The organism is Blastococcus saxobsidens (assembly GCF_002938435.1).
In the GTDB taxonomy this organism is placed as follows: domain Bacteria; phylum Actinomycetota; class Actinomycetes; order Mycobacteriales; family Geodermatophilaceae; genus Blastococcus; species Blastococcus saxobsidens.
Genome location: NZ_POQT01000026.1, coordinates 13,762 through 32,668 on the forward strand (window position 1 = coordinate 13,762; position 18,907 = coordinate 32,668).

Annotated in this window: 19 protein-coding genes and 1 riboswitch; of the genes, 8 read left to right on the forward strand and 11 right to left on the reverse strand. The window is 73.9% G+C overall.

What is annotated here, in order from left to right:
* The first annotated feature begins 41 nt into the window (after positions 1-41).
* The 4 genes from C5507_RS15150 to C5507_RS15170 all read left to right on the forward strand — a co-directional run bounded on the left by C5507_RS15150 (position 42) and on the right by C5507_RS15170 (position 5,101).
* Positions 42-1,556: a TldD/PmbA family protein gene (locus C5507_RS15150; protein WP_104529354.1), complete on the forward strand. Its 1,515-nt coding sequence runs from the start codon at positions 42-44 to the stop codon at positions 1,554-1,556.
* On the forward strand, positions 1,553-2,941 hold the full coding sequence (locus tag C5507_RS15155; protein ID WP_104529355.1) for a metallopeptidase TldD-related protein: 1,389 nt from the start codon (positions 1,553-1,555) through the stop codon (positions 2,939-2,941). Before C5507_RS15150 ends, C5507_RS15155 begins: the two co-directional genes overlap by 4 nt.
* Positions 2,942-3,169: 228 nt before the next feature.
* Positions 3,170-3,472 carry a hypothetical protein gene (locus C5507_RS15160; RefSeq protein ID WP_104529356.1) on the forward strand — a complete coding sequence of 101 codons (303 nt, stop codon included), beginning with the start codon at positions 3,170-3,172 and terminating at the stop codon, positions 3,470-3,472.
* A 600-nt stretch (positions 3,473-4,072) separates the two neighbouring features.
* Positions 4,073-5,101, forward strand: a complete 1,029-nt coding sequence (locus tag C5507_RS15170) for a C40 family peptidase (protein ID WP_104529357.1) — start codon at positions 4,073-4,075, stop codon at positions 5,099-5,101.
* Here the strand turns inward: C5507_RS15170 and C5507_RS15175 are convergent.
* Entirely contained in the window at positions 5,062-5,664 is a 603-nt protein-coding gene (locus tag C5507_RS15175) for a YdeI/OmpD-associated family protein (protein WP_104529358.1), read from the reverse strand. The genes C5507_RS15170 and C5507_RS15175 overlap by 40 nt on opposite strands.
* A 132-nt stretch (positions 5,665-5,796) precedes the next feature.
* Between C5507_RS15175 and gdhA the strand changes: the two genes are divergently transcribed.
* Both gdhA and C5507_RS15185 read left to right on the forward strand, forming a co-directional pair.
* Positions 5,797-7,146 (forward strand): NADP-specific glutamate dehydrogenase, encoded by a 1,350-nt coding sequence (gdhA, locus tag C5507_RS15180; protein ID WP_104529359.1) that lies wholly within the window; start codon positions 5,797-5,799, stop codon positions 7,144-7,146.
* Positions 7,147-7,156: 10 nt separating this feature from the next.
* Positions 7,157-7,684, forward strand: a complete 528-nt coding sequence (locus C5507_RS15185) for a gamma carbonic anhydrase family protein (RefSeq protein WP_104529360.1) — start codon at positions 7,157-7,159, stop codon at positions 7,682-7,684.
* Here C5507_RS15185 and C5507_RS15190 read toward each other — a convergent pair whose 3' ends face one another.
* The 8 genes from C5507_RS15190 to C5507_RS15225 all read right to left on the reverse strand — a co-directional run bounded on the left by C5507_RS15190 (position 7,685) and on the right by C5507_RS15225 (position 15,304).
* Positions 7,685-8,884, reverse strand: a complete 1,200-nt coding sequence (locus C5507_RS15190) for a cysteine desulfurase-like protein (protein WP_104529361.1) — start codon at positions 8,882-8,884, stop codon at positions 7,685-7,687. It abuts the gene before it with no gap.
* 11 nt (positions 8,885-8,895) lie between these two features.
* A complete protein-coding gene (locus tag C5507_RS15195; RefSeq protein WP_104529362.1) occupies positions 8,896-9,966 on the reverse strand; it encodes a threonine aldolase family protein in 1,071 nt (356 codons plus the stop codon).
* Positions 9,967-10,015: 49 nt separating this feature from the next.
* Positions 10,016-11,092, reverse strand: coding sequence for a homoserine O-acetyltransferase MetX (gene metX, locus C5507_RS15200; RefSeq protein WP_104529363.1), 1,077 nt, complete (start codon positions 11,090-11,092; stop codon positions 10,016-10,018).
* A gap of 1 nt (position 11,093) precedes the next feature.
* Positions 11,094-12,386: a bifunctional o-acetylhomoserine/o-acetylserine sulfhydrylase gene (locus C5507_RS15205; RefSeq protein ID WP_104529364.1), complete on the reverse strand. Its 1,293-nt coding sequence runs from the start codon at positions 12,384-12,386 to the stop codon at positions 11,094-11,096.
* Positions 12,387-12,431: 45 nt separating this feature from the next.
* Positions 12,432-12,547, reverse strand: a riboswitch (SAM riboswitch).
* Between the two features lie 68 nt (positions 12,548-12,615).
* Positions 12,616-13,107 (reverse strand): Rv3103c transmembrane domain-containing protein, encoded by a 492-nt coding sequence (locus tag C5507_RS15210; RefSeq protein WP_104529365.1) that lies wholly within the window; start codon positions 13,105-13,107, stop codon positions 12,616-12,618.
* Positions 13,104-14,003 (reverse strand): mechanosensitive ion channel family protein, encoded by a 900-nt coding sequence (locus C5507_RS15215; protein WP_242611221.1) that lies wholly within the window; start codon positions 14,001-14,003, stop codon positions 13,104-13,106. The genes C5507_RS15210 and C5507_RS15215 overlap by 4 nt, the downstream gene beginning before the upstream one ends.
* A 100-nt stretch (positions 14,004-14,103) precedes the next feature.
* Entirely contained in the window at positions 14,104-14,913 is an 810-nt protein-coding gene (locus C5507_RS15220) for a thioesterase family protein (RefSeq protein WP_104529367.1), read from the reverse strand.
* A 22-nt stretch (positions 14,914-14,935) separates the two neighbouring features.
* Positions 14,936-15,304: a hypothetical protein gene (locus C5507_RS15225; RefSeq protein ID WP_104529368.1), complete on the reverse strand. Its 369-nt coding sequence runs from the start codon at positions 15,302-15,304 to the stop codon at positions 14,936-14,938.
* Positions 15,305-15,593: 289 nt separating this feature from the next.
* On the opposite strand from C5507_RS15225, the gene C5507_RS15230 reads away from it, so the two are divergent.
* Together C5507_RS15230 and C5507_RS15235 are read left to right on the forward strand one after the other, a co-directional pair.
* Positions 15,594-15,806, forward strand: coding sequence for a hypothetical protein (locus C5507_RS15230; protein ID WP_104529369.1), 213 nt, complete (start codon positions 15,594-15,596; stop codon positions 15,804-15,806).
* 199 nt (positions 15,807-16,005) lie between these two features.
* Positions 16,006-16,968 carry an EamA family transporter gene (locus C5507_RS15235; RefSeq protein ID WP_104529370.1) on the forward strand — a complete coding sequence of 321 codons (963 nt, stop codon included), beginning with the start codon at positions 16,006-16,008 and terminating at the stop codon, positions 16,966-16,968.
* Positions 16,969-16,995: 27 nt separating this feature from the next.
* Here C5507_RS15235 and C5507_RS15240 read toward each other — a convergent pair whose 3' ends face one another.
* Complete coding sequence (locus C5507_RS15240; RefSeq protein ID WP_207225867.1) at positions 16,996-17,997, reverse strand: ABC transporter substrate-binding protein; 1,002 nt, start codon at positions 17,995-17,997, stop codon at positions 16,996-16,998.
* Positions 17,998-18,079: 82 nt separating this feature from the next.
* Positions 18,080-18,862, reverse strand: a complete 783-nt coding sequence (locus tag C5507_RS15245; RefSeq protein WP_207225866.1) for an ABC transporter ATP-binding protein — start codon at positions 18,860-18,862, stop codon at positions 18,080-18,082.
* Between the last annotated feature and the right edge of the window lie 45 nt (positions 18,863-18,907).

Sequence of the window (18,907 nt, forward strand, 5' to 3'; positions counted from 1 at the left end):
GTACCGCCTCACCCCTGCCCCGACGCTGGTAGACAAGGTCCGTGCCAGCACCCCGCGCCATCGACGAGGCGTTCCTCGCGCTGCCGCTGTCCGCGCTCACCGACGCCGCCCTCACCCGCGCGGTCGACCTCGGCTGCGAGCACGCCGACCTCCGCGTGGAGCGGATCCGCACCCAGGCGATCAGCCTGCGCGACGCCCGCCCCGAGGCGTTCACGCACGGCGAGGACCTCGGCCTCGCCGTCCGCGTGGTCCACGAGGGCACGTGGGGGTTCGCCGCCGGCGTCGTCCTCACCGCTGCGGAGGCCGTGCGGCTGGCGGAGGAGGCGGTCGCCGTCGCCCGGGTGGCGGCCGCGCTCAACCGCGACCGGGTGGAACTCGCCCCCGAGCCGGTGTACGCCGACGTCGAGTACGTCTCGGCCTACGACGTCGACCCGTTCACCGTCCAGGACGCCGACAAGACCGCCCTGCTCGCCGACTACTCCGAGCGGCTGATGGCCGCCGACGGCGTCGAGCACGTGCAGGCCAGCTGCCTGGTGGTGAAGGAGCAGAAGTACTACGCCGACACCGCCGGCACCCGCACCCGCCAGCAGCGCGTCCGGCTGCACCCGGAGGTCACCGCGCTGACCGTCGACCGCGCCACCGGCTCGTTCGAGAGCATGCGCACCCTCGCCCCGCCGGCCGGCCGCGGCTGGGAGTACCTCACCGGCACCGGCTGGAACTGGTCCGCCGAGCTGGCCGAGCTCCCCGAGCTGCTGCGCGAGAAGACCAAGGCGCCCTCGGTGCAGGCCGGCCGCTACGACCTCGTCGTCGACCCGTCCAACCTCTGGCTGACCATCCACGAGTCCATCGGCCACGCCACCGAGCTGGACCGGGCCCTCGGCTACGAGGCCGCCTACGCCGGCACCTCGTTCGCCACCCCGGACAAGCTCGGCACCCTGCAGTACGGCTCGCCGCTGCTGAACGTCACCGGCGACCGGACCGCGCTGCACGGCCTGTCCACCATCGGCTGGGACGACGAGGGCGTCGCCGGGCAGCAGTGGGACATCGTGGAGGACGGCGTCCTCGTGGGCTACCAGGTCGACCGCAACATGGCCCGGCTGCAGGGCATGGATCGCTCCAACGGCTGCGCCTACGCCGACTCGCCCGGGCACGTGCCCGTGCAGCGGATGGCCAACGTGTCGCTGCAGCCGGCGCCCGACGGGCCGAGCACGCAGGCGATCATCGGCGGGGTCGAACGCGGCATCTACGTCGTCGGCGACAAGAGCTGGTCGATCGACATGCAGCGCTACAACTTCCAGTTCACCGGCCAGCGCTTCTACCGGATCGAGAACGGCCGGCTGGCGGGGCAGCTGCGGGACGTCGCCTACCAGGCCACGACCACGGACTTCTGGGGCTCGATGCGCGTCGTCGGCGGCCCGCAGACCTACGTCCTGGGCGGCGCCTTCAACTGCGGCAAGGCGCAACCGGGGCAGACGGCGGCGGTCAGCCACGGCTGCCCGACCGCGCTCTTCGAGGACGTGAACATCCTGAACACCGTCGAGGAGGCCGGGCGATGAGCCAGCACCGCGCTCAGGACCTGGTCGAGCAGGCGCTGGCCGCCTCCACGGCCGACGGGCAGGTCACCTTCGTGGTCGAGGGCTCCGAGGCGAACCTGCGGTGGGCCGCCAACAGCCTCACCACCAACGGCGCCATGCGCTCCCGCCAGGTCGTCGTCGTCTCCTTCGTCGACGGCGGCGCCGGCATGGCCGCGGGCACGGTGACCCGCTCGGGCACCCCGGACATCGCCGACCTCGTCGCGGCCAGCGAGCAGGCCGCCCGCGACGCCGGCCCGGCCGAGGACGCGATGCCGCTGGTCAGCGACACCCCGCCGGGCTCGGCGGACTGGGACGCCGATCCCGCGGAGACCTCCATCGGCGTCTTCGCCGACTTCGCCCCCGCCCTGGGCCAGGCGTTCGGCGAGGCCGCGGACCGTGGCGAGCTGCTCTTCGGGTTCGCCGAGCACCAGATGGCGACCACCTACCTGGGCAGCTCCACCGGCCTGCGGCTGCGCCACGACCAGCCCACCGGCCGGGTCGAGCTCAACGGCAAGAGCTCGGACTTCGGCCGTTCCGTGTGGGCCGGCACCGGCACGCGGGACTTCGCCGACGTCTCGGTGGCCGACCTCGCCGCCGACGTCGAGCGGAAGATGGCCTGGTCGCAGCGGCGGATCGAGCTGCCCGCGGGGCGGTACGAGACGCTGCTGCCGCCGTCGGCCGTCAGCGACCTGATGATCTACCTCTACTGGACGATGGAGGCCCGGGACGCCGACGAGGGTCGCAACGTCTTCGCCCGGCCCGGCGGCGGCAACCGCATCGGGGACCGGATCGCCGGGCTGCCGCTGACGCTGCGCAGCGACCCGCAGTACCCGGGCCTGGAGGCCGCGCCGTTCCAGGTGGTCGGCGCCTCCTCGGGCGCGGCGTCGGTGTTCGACAACGGCATGGCCACGCCGGCGGTGGACTGGTTGCGGGACGGCGTCCTCGCCAACCTCGTCCGGCCGCGCGCGTGGGCCCTGAAGACGACGGCGCCGGCCACCGCCGCCGTCGACAACCTGGTGCTGGAGGACCCGACGGCGACGGCCACCCAGGAGGAGATGCTGGCCGCGACCGACCGCGGCCTGCTGCTGACGACGCTCTGGTACATCCGCGAGGTGGACCCGCAGACGCTGCTGCTGACGGGCTTGACCCGCGACGGCGTCTTCCTGGTGGAGAACGGCGAGGTGACCGGCGCGGTGAACAACTTCCGTTTCAACGAGTCGCCGGTCGACCTGCTGGGCCGCGCCGTGCAGGCCGGCCGGACGGAGCGGACGCTGCCCCGGGAGTGGAACGACTGGTTCACACGGACGGCGATGCCGACGCTGCGAGTGCCGGACTTCAACATGAGCAGCATCAGCCCCGCGAGCTGAGGCTCGGCGCGCCGCCAGTTCGATAACAATTGCGCCAAGTGGATCTCTGCACCCTGGCGGAAAGTGACGGCGACGAGCCGTGGTCACCGGCTTACTCTCGGTGGTGGAACACGAGCGAACAATTTGCTTCACCCGAGAGTCGGTTCTGCCGAAACCTCTCGTAGCTCGGAAAGTTCCGCACACCGCACGCAGGTCCCTCTTCCCGGGGGCCGTCGAGGGGAGGACTCCGTGAGCAGGAGTCGCAAGCCGTCCGTCTTCCAGGTGGGCAAGGTCCGCGACGACGGGCACACCGTCGTCATCTCCGGCTGGGGCCTCGGCCTCTGCGCCGCTGCCTGCGCCTGCCACCGCCACCCGTCCGCCGGGCACCTCGCCATCGCCGAGGACCAGGCCGGTGGCTCCATCGGTCTGGTCAGCTTCCGCGAGGACGGCTGCGACTGCTGCGAGCCGTGGACGTCCGAGGAGCTCTCGGCGATCCTGCGGGACTTCCAGGCCCTCTCCGGCCTGGCGGCCCAGGAGCCGCTCGCCGGCTGACGACGACCCCGGCTCCGTCCCCGCGGGTGCGGGGGCGGAGCCGCTGGGCAGGGACGTCCCCATGGTGGGATCCGCTGCCCCGCGAGGCGCACTGGCCGTGACGGGCCGCCCGTCCGCAACCACCTCGTGCACCGGGGCACCGGCGCCGCCGTCGGTGCCCTTCGTGGCGTCTGGGCCGCGACCGGCCTGCGGCTGCCGGGCCTCGGTCTGGCACGCCCCCGTCCGGCCGGCCACCCACCAGACTCAGGAGTTCGCCACCGGCGTCGGCGCGCCCCCGTGGACGTGGTCCCGGCGTGACCAGGTCGTCGACGTCGCCCACAAGGCCGTCTACTCGCTCGTCACCGGCGCCGTCGCCGATCGGGCTGGTGCCGTCGGCCCTCGACCGGGACGCCACCGGCACCGCTCGAGGGCCGCGTCGCTGATCCGGCACCCCCGCGTGACGGGTGCTGCCGCCCGGGGCGCGTGTGACCAGCGGGGCGGGCTCGCGGCCCCCGCCCGCGCGCCGCCCGCTACATGTCGACACCGGCTCCCTACCGTCCGTGCTGACGCGCATGGTTGAAGTCCCTTCCCCGGGCTCGGCGCGGGTGATCGGAGGCCACGGTGCAGTCGCAGCGCACAACCACCCGTCGCCGCTCGCGCGCCGTCCTCGCGGCCGCCGCCGCCGTGATGGCAGTCGCGACGGCCGTCCTGGGTTCGACGACGGCGACCGCCAACCCCGGCTCCGCCGCCGAGGCCGCGACGCTGATGGCCGAGGCCGCCCAGCAGCTGACCCTGGTGGAGGCGCAGGTCCACGAGGCCGAGGAGATCGTCGCCGCCCAGCAGGAGGCCGCCGCGACGGCCGCCGCGCAGGCGCAGGCCGCCCGCGACGCGCTCGCGGTCCACGAGCCGCAGATCCGGGCGATCGCGCAGAGCAGCTTCACCGAGAAGACCCAGTCCCGGGTGGCCGCGTTCCTCACCAGCGAGTCCGCCGACGAGCTCGTCCAGCAGATGACGACGCTGGACATGATCGCCGCGCACACCAACACGGTCATCAGCGACGCCGCCGCCGCTCGGGTCGTCGCGGAGCAGGCGCAGCAGGCCGCCGACCAGGCCGCCGCCACCGCCCGGGCCGGGCTCGACCAGCTCAAGGCCCAGGAGGCCGAGGTCGAGCGCCGGGCGGCCCAGTACCAGTCGGACTACGCCCGGCTCAGCGCGGCCGAGCAGGACCGCGTCTCGACGCTCGTCGCCGGCCCCAAGCTGCAGGCGCCCTCGGTCGCGGAGCTGCCCATCGCCCCCGGCAGCGCCGCGGCCACCGCGATCGAGGTCGCGCTCTCCAAGGTCGGCTCGCCCTACCGCAGGGGGGCCACGGGTCCCGATGCCTTCGACTGCTCCGGGCTCACGTCCTACGCCTACGCCGCCGCGGGCATCACGCTGCCGCGCACCAGCTCCGGCCAGTCCAAGATCGGCCCGCCGCTCTCCCGCGGGGAGCTGCAGCCCGGCGACCTGGTCTTCTACTACGAACCGATCAGCCACGTGGCGCTCTACATCGGCAACGGGATGATCGTGCACGCCCGCACCTACGGGACCCCGCTGTCGGTCACGACCGTCGATCAGGGTGGCTTCCGGTTCGGGGTCCGCCCGACCGGCTGACCCCCGCCGAGCGCCTGCACCGCCGCGGCGATCCGCTTCGCCCGGGTGGCCGGGGTCGTCGCGGTGTGCACCCGCCACAGCACCGAGTACCGCTCCCCGCTGCTCAGCCCGTCGAACACCGCCCGCGCCGCGGGCACGGCGTCCAGTGCCGCCGCGAGGTCGTCGGGCACCGTGACGGTGGCCGGACCGGGGTAGGCGCGTTCCCAGCGGCCGTCGGCCTTCGCCGCCTCCACCGCGGCCAGGCCGGCCGGGCGCATCCTGCCCTGCTCGATCAGCCGGGCGACCGTCTCGACGTTCCTGCGCGACCACACGCTGCGCGGTCGCCGCGGGGTGATCCGCTGCACGTACCAGGCGTCGTCCAGCCGGTTGGCCCGGCCGTCGATCCAGCCGAAGCACAGCAGGACCTCCACCATCCCGGCCCAGTCGACCGACGGGATGCCGGAGCCCTTCTTCGCGATCTTGACGTAGAGCCCGGGGGCGGTCGCGTGGTGCTCCTCCAGCCATGCCTCCAGTGCCGCCTGGTCGGCGAAGGGCAGCACGGGCAGATCGGTCGGTTCGGGCACGTCGCCATGGTGGTACCGGGGGGTGACAGAAGCGCCGTCGGCAGCCGGCGTCCGCCCCCTCGCGACACGCCCCGGTCGGGCCCGCCGTAGGTTCGGCGTTCTGCAGGCGAACCACAGCAGGAGGAGATCGGCGTGAACGGCGAGGTCCCGGCGAGCGTCCAGGCCATCTACGACGAGGTGCTGCACCGCAACGCCGGTGAGACGGAGTTCCACCAGGCCGTCCGCGAGGTGCTGGAGTCGCTGGCGGTCGTGCTCGACCGGCACAGCGAGTACACCGAGATGAAGACCGTCCAGCGCATCTGCGAGCCGGAGCGGCAGATCATCTTCCGCGTGCCGTGGCAGGACGACCGCGGCGAGGTGCAGATCAACCGCGGCTTCCGCGTGGAGTTCAACTCCGCGCTGGGCCCCTACAAGGGCGGCCTGCGGTTCCACCCGTCGGTGAACCTGGGCATCGTCAAGTTCCTCGGCTTCGAGCAGATCTTCAAGAACGCGCTCACCGGCATGCCCATCGGCGGCGGCAAGGGCGGCTCCGACTTCGACCCCAAGGGCCGCTCGGACGCCGAGATCATGCGCTTCTGCCAGTCCTTCATGACCGAGCTGTACCGCCACCTGGGCGAGTACACCGACGTCCCGGCCGGTGACATCGGCGTGGGCGCGCGCGAGATCGGTTTCCTGTTCGGGCAGTACAAGCGGATCACCAACCGCTACGAGTCCGGCGTCCTCACCGGCAAGGGCCTGGGCTGGGGCGGGGCGCTCGTGCGCACCGAGGCCACCGGCTACGGCGCGGCCTTCTTCGCCGAGGCGATGATGAAGGTCCGGGGCGAGTCGTTCGACGGCAGGCGCGTCGTGGTGAGCGGCTCCGGGAACGTCGCCGTCTACGGCATCGAGAAGGTGCACCAGCTCGGCGGGACCGCCGTCGCCTGCTCGGACTCCACCGGCTACGTGGTCGACGAGCAGGGCATCGACCTCGAGCTGCTCAAGCAGGTCAAGGAGATCGAGCGGGGCCGCATCGCCGACTACGCCGAGCGCCGCGGGTCCGCCGGCTTCGTCGCCGGCGGCAGCATCTGGGACGTGCCCTGCGACGTCGCGATGCCCAGCGCCACGCAGAACGAACTGGACGGCGACGCCGCCGCCGTCCTCGTCCGCAACGGCTGCCGCTACGTGGTGGAGGGCGCCAACATGCCGGCCACGCCGGAGGCGGTCGACGTCTTCCGCGAGGCCGGGGTCGGCTTCGCCCCCGGCAAGGCGGCCAACGCCGGCGGCGTGGCGACCTCGGCGCTGGAGATGCAGCAGAACGCCTCGCGCGACCGCTGGACCTTCGAGCACAGCGAGGCGCGGTTGGCCGAGATCATGCGCGACATCCACGCCCGGTGCCACGAGACGGCCGAGGAGTACGGCGCTCCCGGCGACCTCGTGCTCGGCGCCAACGTGGCAGGGTTCCTGCAGGTGGCCGAGGCAGTGCACGCCCACGGCCTGATCTGAGGGGATCTGCGTGACGGACAACTACATCGGGGCCCTGGAGTTCGGCTCACCCCAGATCGACGACGAGGCCTTCGTCGCGCCCACGGCGGTCGTGGTCGGGGCGGTCACGATGGGGCCGCGGTCGAGCATCTGGTACGGCGCGGTGGCCCGTGCCGACGCCGAGGTGATCGAGATCGGCGCCGACTCCAACATCCAGGACGGCTGCACGCTGCACTCCGACCCCGGCTTCCCGCTGGTCGTGGGCGAGCGCGTCTCCGTCGGGCACCGGGTCGTGCTGCACGGCGCGCGCATCGACGACGACGTGCTGGTCGGCATGGGCAGCATCGTCATGAACGGCGCCCACATCGGGTCGGGCTCGATCGTGGCCGCCGGCGCCGTCGTCACCCAGGGCAAGGTGTTCCCGCCCCGTTCGCTCATCGCCGGCGTCCCGGCCAAGGTGCTGCGCGAGGCCACCGACGACGACCAGCTGCACATCCAGGGCAACGCGATCAGCTACACCGACCGGCTGGCCTCCGCGCGGCAGGTGCGCCGGCTCTGATCAGCCGGCCAGCCACTCCCGCAGGCCGGTGAGCAGCCGGTCGACGTCGTCGTCGTCGCTGTAGGGCGCCAGGCCCACCCGCAGGCCGCCGGTGTCGCCGAGCCCTAGCCACCGGCTGGCCTCGATCGCGTAGAACGAGCCGGCCGGCGCGTTGACGCCCCGGCCGGCGAGGAACCGGTAGGCGTCGGCGGCGTCCCGCCCGTCGACGGTGAGCAGCAGCGTCGGGGTGCGCTCGGCCGCGCGCGACCACAGCCGGACGCCGGGCAGCGCGACCAGCCCGGCCTCCAGGCGCTCGCGGAGCCGGTCCTCGTGCTCCTCGACCGCGGTCATGGCGGCGACGAGCCGCTCCCGGCGGGTGCTGCCGTCACCGAGCGCGGCGAGGAAGTCCACCGCGGCAGTCGTCCCGGCGAGCAGCTCGTAGGGCAGCGTGCCCAGCTCGAACCGCTCCGGCACGGCGTCCGAGGACGGCAGCAGCTTGCCCGGCCGCAGGGTCGCCAGCAGCGCGGGGTCGGCGGCCAGGACGCCGCAGTGCGGGCCGAGGAACTTGTACGGCGAGCAGAGGTACACGTCGGCGCCGAGGGCGGCGACGTCCACCGGGGCGTGCGCGGTCAGGTGCACCCCGTCGACGACGAGCAGGGCGCCCACCGCGTGCACCCGCCCGGCGATCGCCGGCAGCGGCGGGCGGGTGCCGATCAGGTTGGACGCGCCGGTCACCGCCACCAGGCGGGTGCGGTCGGAGAGCACCGAGGCGACGTCGTCGGCGGTCAGCTCGCCGGTGGCCGGGTCGAAGGCCGCCCACCGCACGGTCGCCCCGGCCGCCTCGGCGGCGAGCACCCAGGGCCGGATGTTGGCGTCGTGGTCCAGCCGGGTGACGACGACCTCGTCGCCGGGGCCCCAGCCGGCCGACATCGTGCGGGCCAGGTCGAAGGTGAGCGCGGTGGCGCTGCGGCCGAACACGACGCCCTCGGCGTCGACGGCCAGCAGGTCTGCCATCGCGGCCCGCGCGGCCAGCACGGTGGCGTCGGCGAACCGTTCGGCCCCGGTGACCGAGCCGCGGTTGCTGATCGGCGCGGTCAGGGTCGCGGCCACCGCCCGGCCCACCGCCTGGGGAACCTGGGTCCCGCCGGGGCCGTCGAAGTGCGCCGTGCCGGCGGCCAGCGACGGGAAGCAGGTGCGCAGCGCGGCGACATCGAGGCCCATGTCCGCCGACGCTATCCGCGGCCTGCCAGCTCGGCTATCGCGGTCCGGATCTCCACCACGGTCAGGGCCAGCGTCGCGTCGCCGACCGGCAGCTCCACCCGGACGACGGCGGGGTCGCCGGTGGGCACGGCCTGCGGCCAGGTCCACAGGCCCTCGTCGGCGGCCAGCGCCCGGGCGGCCGCCGTGAAGGCGTCCGGGGTGGTGCGCAGCAGCAGGTGCAGCATCGGCGTCTGCGGGGGATCGGGGACGACGGCGACGCCGGGCAGGTCCCGCACCGCGTCGGCGATCTCCCGGGCGCGCTGCAGGTAGGCCGGCATCAGCGGCAGCCGGCGGCGCAGCGAGGTCAGCGCCGAGGCAGCCCCCGGCCACATCCCGAACAGCGTGCCGCCCAGCCGGCGGCGCCACTCCCGGACCTCGCCGACGACGTCGTCCGGTCCGGCCAGGCAGCACCCGGCCAGGGCGCCGATGCCCTTGTAGAAGCTGACGTAGGCGGTGTCGAACAGCCCGGCGATCTCGGCCGGCGTGCGGTCGTACCCGGCGGAGGCCTCCCACAGCCGGGCGCCGTCCAGGTGCGCCGCCGCGCCGCGCTCGCGCGCCCAGGCCACCTGCTCGACGAGGTCCGCCCACGGCGGGAGCTGCCCGCCGAGGTCGCGCTGCGGCAGCTCCACCAGCAACGCCGCCGGCTGCTCGGCCACGGCGTCGAGGCCGGCCCGCAGCAGCAGCCCGTGCCGGTCGCCCACCGGGCGCAGCACCATGCCGTGCAGCCGCTCGAACGCCTGCTCCTCGTGCCGGATCAGGTGGCTCTCCGGGTGGCAGACCACCGTGCGCCGGCCGCGCCGGTCGGCGTGCACCCGCAGCGCCGCCTGCTGCGCCATGACCCCGCTCGGCAGGTACGCCGCCGCGGGCAAGCCGAGCAGCCCGGCGACCTCGGTCTCCAGCTCGGTCACGACGCCGCCGTCGCCGTACCGGTCGGGTGCGGCGTCGGCCGGGATGGTGGCCAGCAGCTGGTCGGCCCGCCACTCGCCGTGCCCGGTCAGCGAGCGGTCGCAGGCGGCGCGCAGGGCGGTCAGGTCGTCGTCCACGCCGGTCAGTCTGCGGGAGGCGGTCAGCGCTCGGCGGCTCGCCGCCGGATCAGCCGTCGAGCAGCTCGCGCATCAGGGACCCGACGGCGTCGGACTCGAGCAGGAAGCCGTCATGGCCGTAGGGGGAGGGGATCAGGCGCAGCGGCACGCCGAGCGCGTCGGCCACCCGCTGCTGCTGCTCGGGCGGGTACAGCCGGTCGGTGTCCACGCCGGCCACCAGCGCCCGGGCGGTCACCCCGGCCAGCGCGGCCTCCACGCCGCCCCGGCCGCGGCCGACGTCCCAGCTGTTCATCGCCTCGGTCAGCACCACGTAGCTGCCGGCGTCGAACCGGCCGGTGAGCTTGTCGGCGTGGTGGTCGAGGTAGGAGGCGACGGCGTACCGGTCGTCGTCCTGCACGGTGCTGCCGAACCGGGCCTCCAGCTCCAGGCCGCTGCGGTAGGTGAGGTGGGCGATCCGCCGGGCGATGCCCAGGCCGTCGGCCGGCGGGTCGTCGAGCGGGTAGTCCCCGTTCCGCCAGCGGGGATCGGCCCGGACGGCGGCCTGCTGGGTGGTCTGGGTGCCGATCTGGTCGGCGGAGGCGACGGCGGCCGCCGCCAGGAAGAACAGCGCACCCACCCGGTCGGGCTCGGCGACCGCCCACTCCAGCGCCCGCATGCCGCCCATGGAGCCGCCCGCCACGGCGGCCCAGCGGGTGATGCCGAGCGCGTCGGCCAGCGCGGCCTCGACGCGGACCTGGTCCCCGACCGTCACCTCCGGGAAGCGGGCCCCCCACCGGCCGCCGTCCGGGGTGGCCGACGACGGTCCCGTCGTGCCCTGACAGCCGCCGAGCACGTTGGCGCAGACGACGAACCACCGGTCGGTGTCCAGCGCGGCGCCCGGGCCGACCAGGCCGCTCCACCAGCCGGCGGTCGGGTGGCCGGGGCCGGCCGCGCCCACCACGTGGCTGTCCCCGGTGAGCGCGTGCTCGACCAGCACGGCGTTCCCGGCGTCCGGGGCGAGCGTGCCCCACGTCTCGTAGGCGACGCGGACCCCGGGCAGCCGGCCGCCGCGCTCGAGGGCGAAGGTGCCGGGCAGGTCGAGGAAGAGCCGGTCGCCGACCGGATCGCCCTCGACCCACCCGGGCACGTCAGGCGGACTTCGCCGCGCGGAAGCCGGCCTCGAGGTCGGCCAGGATGTCCTCGATGCCCTCCAGGCCGACGGCCAGCCGCACCAGGCCCGGCGTGACACCGGTGGTGAGCTGCTCCTCGGGCGTCAGCTGCGAGTGCGTCGTCGAGGCCGGGTGGATCACCAGGCTGCGCACGTCACCGATGTTGGCCACGTGGCTGTGCAGCTCCAGCGCCTCCACGAACTTCTGGCCGGCCTCCCGGCCGCCGTGCAGCTCGAAGGTCAGCACCGCGCCGGCGCCCTGGGGGGCGTACTTCTGCTGGGCGGCGTGCCACGGGGAGGACTCCAGCGCCGGGTAGTTCACCCGGTCCACCTCGTCGTGGGCCTGCAGGAACTCCGCCACGCGCGTGGCGTTCTGGACGTGCCGCTCCATGCGCAGCGACAGCGTCTCGATGCCCTGGACCACGAGGAACGCGTTGAACGGCGAGATCGCCGGACCGAGGTCGCGCAGCAGCTGCACCCGGGCCTTCAGCGCGAAGGCCGGCGCACCCAGGTCGGCGTAGACGACCCCGTGGTACGTCGGGTCGGCCGTGGTGAACATCGGGTGCCGGCCGCCGGTCCAGTCGAACCGCCCCCCGTCGACGATGATCCCGGCGATGGCCGTGCCGTGGCCGCCCAGGTACTTGGTGGCGGAGTGGACGACGACGTCGGCGCCGAACTCGAACGGCCGGATGAGGAACGGCGTGGCGACGGTGTTGTCCACGATCAGCGGGACGCCGTTGCGGTGCGCGACCCCGGCGACGGCCTCGATGTCGAGGATGTCGCCCTTGGGGTTGCCGATCGTCTCGCCGAAGAACGCCCGGGTGTTCTCCTGCACCAGCGCCTGCCAGGCCTCCGGGTCGTCCGGGTCCTCCACGAAGGAGACCGTGATGCCCATCTTCGGCAGCGAGTGGTGCAGCAGGTTGTAGGTGCCGCCGTACAGCGAGGCCGACGCCACGATGTGGTCGCCGGCCTCGGCGAGGTTGAGGATCGCCAGCGTCGTCGCGGACTGGCCGCTGGACACTGCGAGCGCGGCGACCCCGCCCTCCAGGGAGGTCACGCGCTGCTCCAGCGCGTCCTGCGTCGGGTTCATGATCCGCGTGTAGATGTTGCCCATCTCGGCCAGCGCGAACAGGTCCGCGGCGTGCTGGCTGTCGCGGAACTGGTAGGCGGTGGTGGCGTAGATGGGCAGCGCCCGGGCGCCGGTCGTCGGGTCGGGGCTCGTGCCGGCGTGGATCTGCCGGGTCTCGAAGCTCCAGGCCTGGGGGTCGGTCATGCGCCGTCTCCTCGTCGCTCGCGGGAGATCCCGCGGCGCGCGGGAACTCCGTCCTTGCCGGGCGGCGGGCGCCGTCCAGCCGGCTCTTCCCCTGGAGCACCTCAGACGGAGTTGAGGTTGCCGGGCAGCCAGCCAGGTGCTTTGCACTGCCTCTCGTGAGCCACTGCGAATCGTAGGCGACGGATGTCCCACGTGAAACATCCGTCCCACGGCCCGGGACGCCGCGGGCTCAGCCGGGAGGGGAGCCCGGCGCCGTCTCGTCCGTCGGCTCGTCCACCGGTGGCGACGGCGTCGTGCCCGTCGTCGGCTCGGGCGTGCCCGTGGGCGTGGTCGACCCGGTGCCGGTGGGCGGCGTCGTGGTCGGCTCGCTCGACGTCGTCCGCGGAGCCGTGGTGGTGGGCTCCGCGGGCTCCGTGGGCGCCGGGTCGGTCTCCTCGGGGAGGCCGGGGACCACGGGGGCCTCCACGTTGCCGGGGTCGCTGGGCGGCCGCTCGCTGCCGTCCGTGGGTGGGCGGACGTTGAGCCAGAGCGCGAAGATCGCGACGAACAGGACGCCCAGGACGACGGTCGAGGTGCGGGCGCGGCCCAGGTGCCTGGGCACGTTGGACCACCAGCGGTGGGCGGGGGAGACGTCGGGGGTGCCGTCCGTCCCGGCGGGGGCGGTGCTCACGGTGGGGGCGGCCGGCGTCGTCGGCGTCCGGTCCTGGTCCGGCGCGCTCATCGCACCGGCTCCTGCTCGGTCGCGCCGCCGTCGGCCGCGGGCTCGTGGATGCTCGACGGCTGCGGCACCTGCATCCCCTGGCTCCGGAACGCCTGCACGACCCGGGCGCGGATGTCGCGGCCGACCTCGAACTGCTTGCCCGGCAGCGTGCGGGCGACGACCCGCACGTTGACCTCGTCCAGGCCGAGCGTCTCCACGCCCATGACGGTGGGGGTGTCGAGCAGCAGCGGGCGCATGGCCGGGTCGCGGAACGCCTGCCGGCCCACCTCGCGGAGGATCTCGTTGGCCCGGTTCACGTCCACGCTGGTCGGCACCGGGACGTCGACGACGGCTCGCGCCCAGTCGCGGGACAGGTTGACGACCTTGACGATCTGCCCGTTCGGCACCGTCACCACCTCGCCGTCGGGCGAGCGGACCCGCGTCACCCGCAGCGTGACGTCCTCCACCGTGCCGGCCGCGGGGTCGCCACCGCCGACCACCTGGATGGAGACGACGTCACCGAAGCCGTACTGCCGCTCGGTGATGATGAAGAAGCCGGCCAGCACGTCGCCGACGATGCGCTGGGCGCCGAAGCCCAGGCCCACGCCGAGCACGGTGGCCGGCGCGACCAGGCCGGTGATCGGGACCCCGATCCGGTCGAGGACGAAGAACACCGCGATCGAGTAGATGAGGACGATCGCCGCCCAGGTGAGGACCTGGGTGAGCGAGTGCCGGTGCTTGGCGGCCTCCGAGCGGACCAGCGCGTCGCCGCCGGTGGCGTTGCGGTCGATCCGGTCGGTGATCCGGGTGCCGGCCCACGAGACGAAGCGCGCCAGCAGCACGGACCCGACGATGATCAGCACCACCTCGAGACCCCGGCCGGCCAGCCAGTCCAGCACGTCTCTCAATGCGGCCACGGGCGAAGCACTCCGATCGTCGGGGGAAGAGTCGACCCCCACCCTCCCCGAAGCCCGCCGTCCGGTGCCAGTGGGACCCGCGGGTTCCGGGCGAGATGGGTCACGCCTGTGCGCGCGGCTCCACGAACAGCGACTGGCTGGACCGCCCGATCGGCCCGGCCTCGTCGAACAGCACCGCGAAGCACTGGGCTGCGCCGGTCCCGCCCAGCACCGTCCGGGCCGCCATCCCCAGCCACTCGCCGCGGGGCGGGCGGTGCAGGGCCACGCCGAGGTCGACGTTGGCGAACGTCGCGGTGTTCCAGTCCAGCGCGGCGGAGATGCCGCTGGCCGCGTCGGTCATCACCAGCAGGTGCTGCAGCGGGGTCATCGGCTCGCCGGCCACGAGCTCCGAGCGGGTGCGCGTCCAGGCGGTGGCCGGGCCGGGCGCGTTGAAGCTGCCCTCGGCGAAGCGCCACTCCAGCGCGCGGTGGTAGGCGACGTCGGTGGTGAAGAAGGCCGGCACCTCGGGGCGGCTGCCCGCCGGTTCCAGCGGGGCGGGGTGCGGCTCGGCGTCCCGGGCGACGGCGGCCGCGGGGTCGTCGGCGCGGGTGCGCATCCGCCAGGCCGACAGCCGCATGAGCGGTCGCTCCCCGACCTCCAGCACGGTCTCCACCAGTTCCACCCGCCGGCCGGGGCGGACGACGGAGCCGCGCACCCGCACCGGCCCGACCGGGACCGGCCCGCAGATGTCGTAGGCCAGTCGGACCGTCTGCCCGCCCTCGATGCCACTGACCCGCTCGGCCTCGCGCAGCAGCAGCGCCGCCGGGGGGCCGGCGTGCTGGAGGGTGACGTCCCACGGGCCGATGGTCAGCGGGGTGGCAGTGAACCCGCCGTCGTCGCCGGGCAGGTAGAGGGCGGTGGGCAACTCCATGCCCGCAGTCTGACGAGGTGGCTCAGTTCCCGGCCCGCCGGGTCTCCCGCACCGCGTACGCCGTCCAGCCGGCGGCGGCGACCGCCACCAGCGTCCAGATCCAGCGCTGCGCGGCCGTGGTGGACAGCAGCAGGAGCACCGACACCACGAACGTCGAGCCGGCCACGGGTGCGGAGCGGGCCAGCGTGCCCGCCGTGCCGGGCCCGGGGACGGCGACGAAGACGACGAGGGCAGCGACCAGCAGGAAGGCGCACAGCGCGGCGAGGAACCCGGCGGTCACGCCGTACCGGTCGGGCAGGCCGACGGCACCCAGGCCGCCGAGGACGGCGCCCATGGCGAGGACCAGCAGCGTGCGGCGGCGACGGTCGGACCACGGCGGTCGATCCCTCATGCGCATCCTTTCGCGGTGCGGCCCGTCCCTCCGTTGTAACTCGTTCGGCTACATAGATCCATGAGGTCGAGGCGCAGGCGCCCTCGGAGAGGCGTAAGCGCACGATTGCGGGCGCAGTGCCAGGCGCTGGCATCCCTCTTGTTCTCTTCTCTCACGAAGATCGACTAGGCGCCATGGCCTCGCGGCCCGACCTAGTAGGCCGTACAGTCGCCGACCGAAAGATCGACTTCGATCCGACGACGGCCGCCGCACCGACAGCTGATGACGGTGCGGACTGTGAGGACGTGAGATGAGTCCACGCCTGCAATTCATGGTGTTCCTTGCCGGCTCGGTCGCCGCGGGAATCTTCGGGGTCGTCTGGGGCCTGCAGGCCGGGGGATGGCGAGGCACGGCTGTCGTCCTCATGGCCGTGGGTCTATTCGTGCTCCTTGCCGTATTGCTCCTGGTCATGGCCCGGAAGGAGGGCTTCAAGAACCTGGGTGGTCCTGGGCCGGGGTCGTGAGAAGTGTCTGAGTGGGGGGTGGCGTGCTCGTAGCGGCGCACCGCCCGGCCGGAGATCGGAGTCATCCAGATGGCGGCGGCCCCAACTCCCGACATCTGTGGGTCGACCCGTCCATGTGGTCCTGCGCCGTCGTGTCGCTGTGGCCGGAGGGAACCGGCCGGTAGGCGGCTAGGTGACGGTTGCCCGCTACAGTGCCGCCGTGAGGTTCGCCGCTCGCCCCGGAATCGGATACGCGCTGACGCTGGCGGCCGCCGGGTTCTTCGCGATCAACGGCACCGTCTCCACGCTGGCGCTGGAGGCAGGCATCTCCGCGCCGCGGCTGACCGCGCTGCGCTGCACCGGTGCCGCCGTGGGCCTGCTCGCCGTCCTGCTGGTGGTGTCGCCGGGGCGGCTGCGGGTGAGCCGGCGGGAGGTGCCGCTGCTCGCGGTCCTCGGCGTCATCGGCATCGCCATGACCCAGTACCTGTTCTACGTGGCGATCAGCCGGCTGCCGGTGGGCATCGCGCTGGTGTTCGAGTTCACCGGGACGGTGCTCATCGCGCTGTACGTCTGGCTGGTCCGCCGCGAGCAGGTGCGCAGCCGGGTGTGGCTGGCGCTGGTGCTGTCGCTGTCGGGCCTGGCGCTGGTCACCGAGATCTGGACCGGTGGCGGATCGCTGGACGCGGTGGGCGTGGCGGCCGGGCTCGGGGCCGCCGTCGCCCTGGCGACCTACTACCTGATCGGCGAGCGGGGCACGGTCACCCGCGACCCGGTGACGCTCACCTGCTGGGCGTTCGTCGCCGCGGCGGTGTTCTGGGCCGTGGCCGCGCCGTGGTGGCAGTTCGACGCCGAGGTGCTGGGCCGCCGCGTGCCGATCTCGATCGGCGCGCTGGAGCTGCCGCTGTGGGTGCTGGTCGCCTGGATCGCGGTGATGGGCGCGATCATGCCGTTCTGGTTGTCCATCGCGGCGCTGCGCCACCTGTCGCCCACGGCGGCCGGGCTGGTGGCCACGGCCGAGCCCGTGCTGGCCTCGATCGTGGCCTGGTTGTGGGTGGAGCAGGTGCTCGGCGGCTGGCAGATCCTCGGCGGCGCCGTCGTCCTCACCGGCATCCTGCTCGCCCAGACCGCCCGCACGGCACCGTCGTCGCCCGTGCCCGAGACCCCCGCTCCGCTCGCGACGTGAGCGGGGGTCCCCGGCCGGGGTCCTCCTTCAGGCGGTGACGTCCTCCGCCTGCTCGAGGTAGCCGGCCAGCTCCTCCATGTAGGCGGCCTGGGAGACGTAGTCCGGGCCGATGTACTTCCACGGGTGCAGTTGCCCGGCCCGGACGGCGGGGAGCGCGGCGGCGGTCGGCTGCGCAGCGATCTCCTCGGGCGTCATGCTGAACCGCAGCGAGTAGAGCAGCACGTCGCTCGGGAAGCCGGGCACCTCTTCCCAGCCCACGGGCTGCCAGAAGTAGTCCTCGCCGCCGGGGTCGACGAAGGTCACGCCCAGGTCGGCGTACATCTTCAGCTGCGGGTCGTCCTGCGCCTTGGCCATCCACCAGCCGTCGGCCTGGGTGGCGAACACCGGCAGCACGCTGACGCCGCTCGACGCGGCCTCGGCGAGCGTCTCGGAGGCGGCCTCGAAGTCGGCGCGCGCCTCGGCGACCTCGCCGCCGTCGGTGTCCACGCCCAGCGCCTCGGCCAGCTCCAGGACCCGCTCGATCACGTCGGCGGCCGAGCCGGTGTAGGCGATGCGGATGATCGGCGCGATCTCGGCGACCTGCGCCTCGTGGTCGAGGTCGTCGAAGCCGTACCCCTCCTTGCCCTCGGGGATCTCGCCGGAGGAGTCGTCGGGGTAGATCGTCGCCACGATGACGTCGGGGTCCGCGGCGGCCAGCGCCTCCAGGTCGATCTCGCCGTAGGCCGAGCCGACGATCGCGACGTCGCCGAGGTCGCGGCCCTCGAAGGCGACGTCGTCCTCGGCCGACGTCTGGCCGAACGTGGCGACCGGCTCGATGCCGTAGTTCCACAGGGACGCGGTGAGGTCGTTGAGGCCGGCGATCCGCTCGGGCGCCTCGTCGAGCCTGACGGTCCGGCCCGTGTCGTCGGTGAACTCCCAGCCGCCCTCGGCGGCGGGCTCCGTGCCGGCGGCGGCGCCGCAGGCGGTCAGGCCGGCGGTCAGGCCCAGGGCGAGCAGGCCGCGGCGAAGACGGCGAGACGTGCGGTGCAACGGAACTCCCTCGGTGCGGGGATGCATGATCATCCCGATCACGAGGAAGGTTAGCCTGACCTAACCTGGTGCCGGCAGAGGGTCAGCGCAGCCGGCGCACCGGGACGACCATGGGCGTGCCGGCCACCGGGTCGGGCAGCACCCGCGCCTCCAGGTCGAAGACGTCCGCGAGCAGCTGCTCGGTGAGCACCTCCTCCGGTGTCCCGGACGCCACCAGGGCGCCGTCCTTCATGGCCACCAGACGCTTGGCGTACCGCGCCGCCAGGTTCAGGTCGTGCAGCACCACGACGACGGTGCGGCCGCGTTCGGCGTGCAGCCGGCCGACCAGCTCCAGGACGTCGATCTGGTGCGACAGGTCCAGGTAGGTCGTGGGCTCGTCGAGCAGCAGCAGGTCGGTGCCCTGGGCCAGCGCCATGGAGATCCAAGCCCGCTGTCGCTGCCCGCCGGAGAGCGCGTCGACCGGCCGCTCGGCGAGGTCAGCCATGTCGGTCCAGCTCAGGGCCTCGGTGACCACCGCCTCGTCGTCCCGGGACCACTGGCGCAGCCAGCTCTGGTGCGGGTGCCGCCCCCGGGCCACCAGGTCGCCCACGGTCAGCCCCTCCGGGGCCACCGGGGCCTGCGGCAGCAGCCCCAGCACCTTGGCCACCTCGCGGGTGGGGGTGCGGGCGATCGAGCGGCCGTCGAGCAGCACCTGGCCGGCGGCCGGGCGCAGCAGCCGGCCGAGCGCGCGCAGCAGCGTGGACTTGCCGCAGCCGTTCGGGCCGACGATCGCGGTGAACGAGCCCTCGGTGAGCTCCAGGTCGAGGTCGTCGACCACCACGCGGTCGTCGTAGGCCAGCCGCACGTGCTCGGCGGCCAGCCGCACCGGCGCCGTCGGGGCGGGGTCGCCGGTGCGCTGCAGCTCGGGGTG

Bases quoted from the DNA above. Each gene is read 5' to 3' on its own strand.
- C5507_RS15155 (WP_104529355.1), top strand. From the start codon at position 1,553: ATGAGCCAGCACCGCGCTCAGGACCTGGTCGAGCAGGCGCTGGCCGCC.
- C5507_RS15190 (WP_104529361.1), bottom strand. From the start codon at position 8,884: ATGGGCCTCGATGTCGCCGCGCTGCGCACCTGCTTCCCGTCGCTGGCC.
- C5507_RS15205 (WP_104529364.1), bottom strand. From the start codon at position 12,386: ATGACCGACCCCCAGGCCTGGAGCTTCGAGACCCGGCAGATCCACGCC.
- C5507_RS15210 (WP_104529365.1), bottom strand. From the start codon at position 13,107: ATGAGCGCGCCGGACCAGGACCGGACGCCGACGACGCCGGCCGCCCCC.
- C5507_RS15220 (WP_104529367.1), bottom strand. From the start codon at position 14,913: ATGGAGTTGCCCACCGCCCTCTACCTGCCCGGCGACGACGGCGGGTTC.
- C5507_RS15225 (WP_104529368.1), bottom strand. From the start codon at position 15,304: ATGAGGGATCGACCGCCGTGGTCCGACCGTCGCCGCCGCACGCTGCTG.
- C5507_RS15230 (WP_104529369.1), top strand. From the start codon at position 15,594: ATGAGTCCACGCCTGCAATTCATGGTGTTCCTTGCCGGCTCGGTCGCC.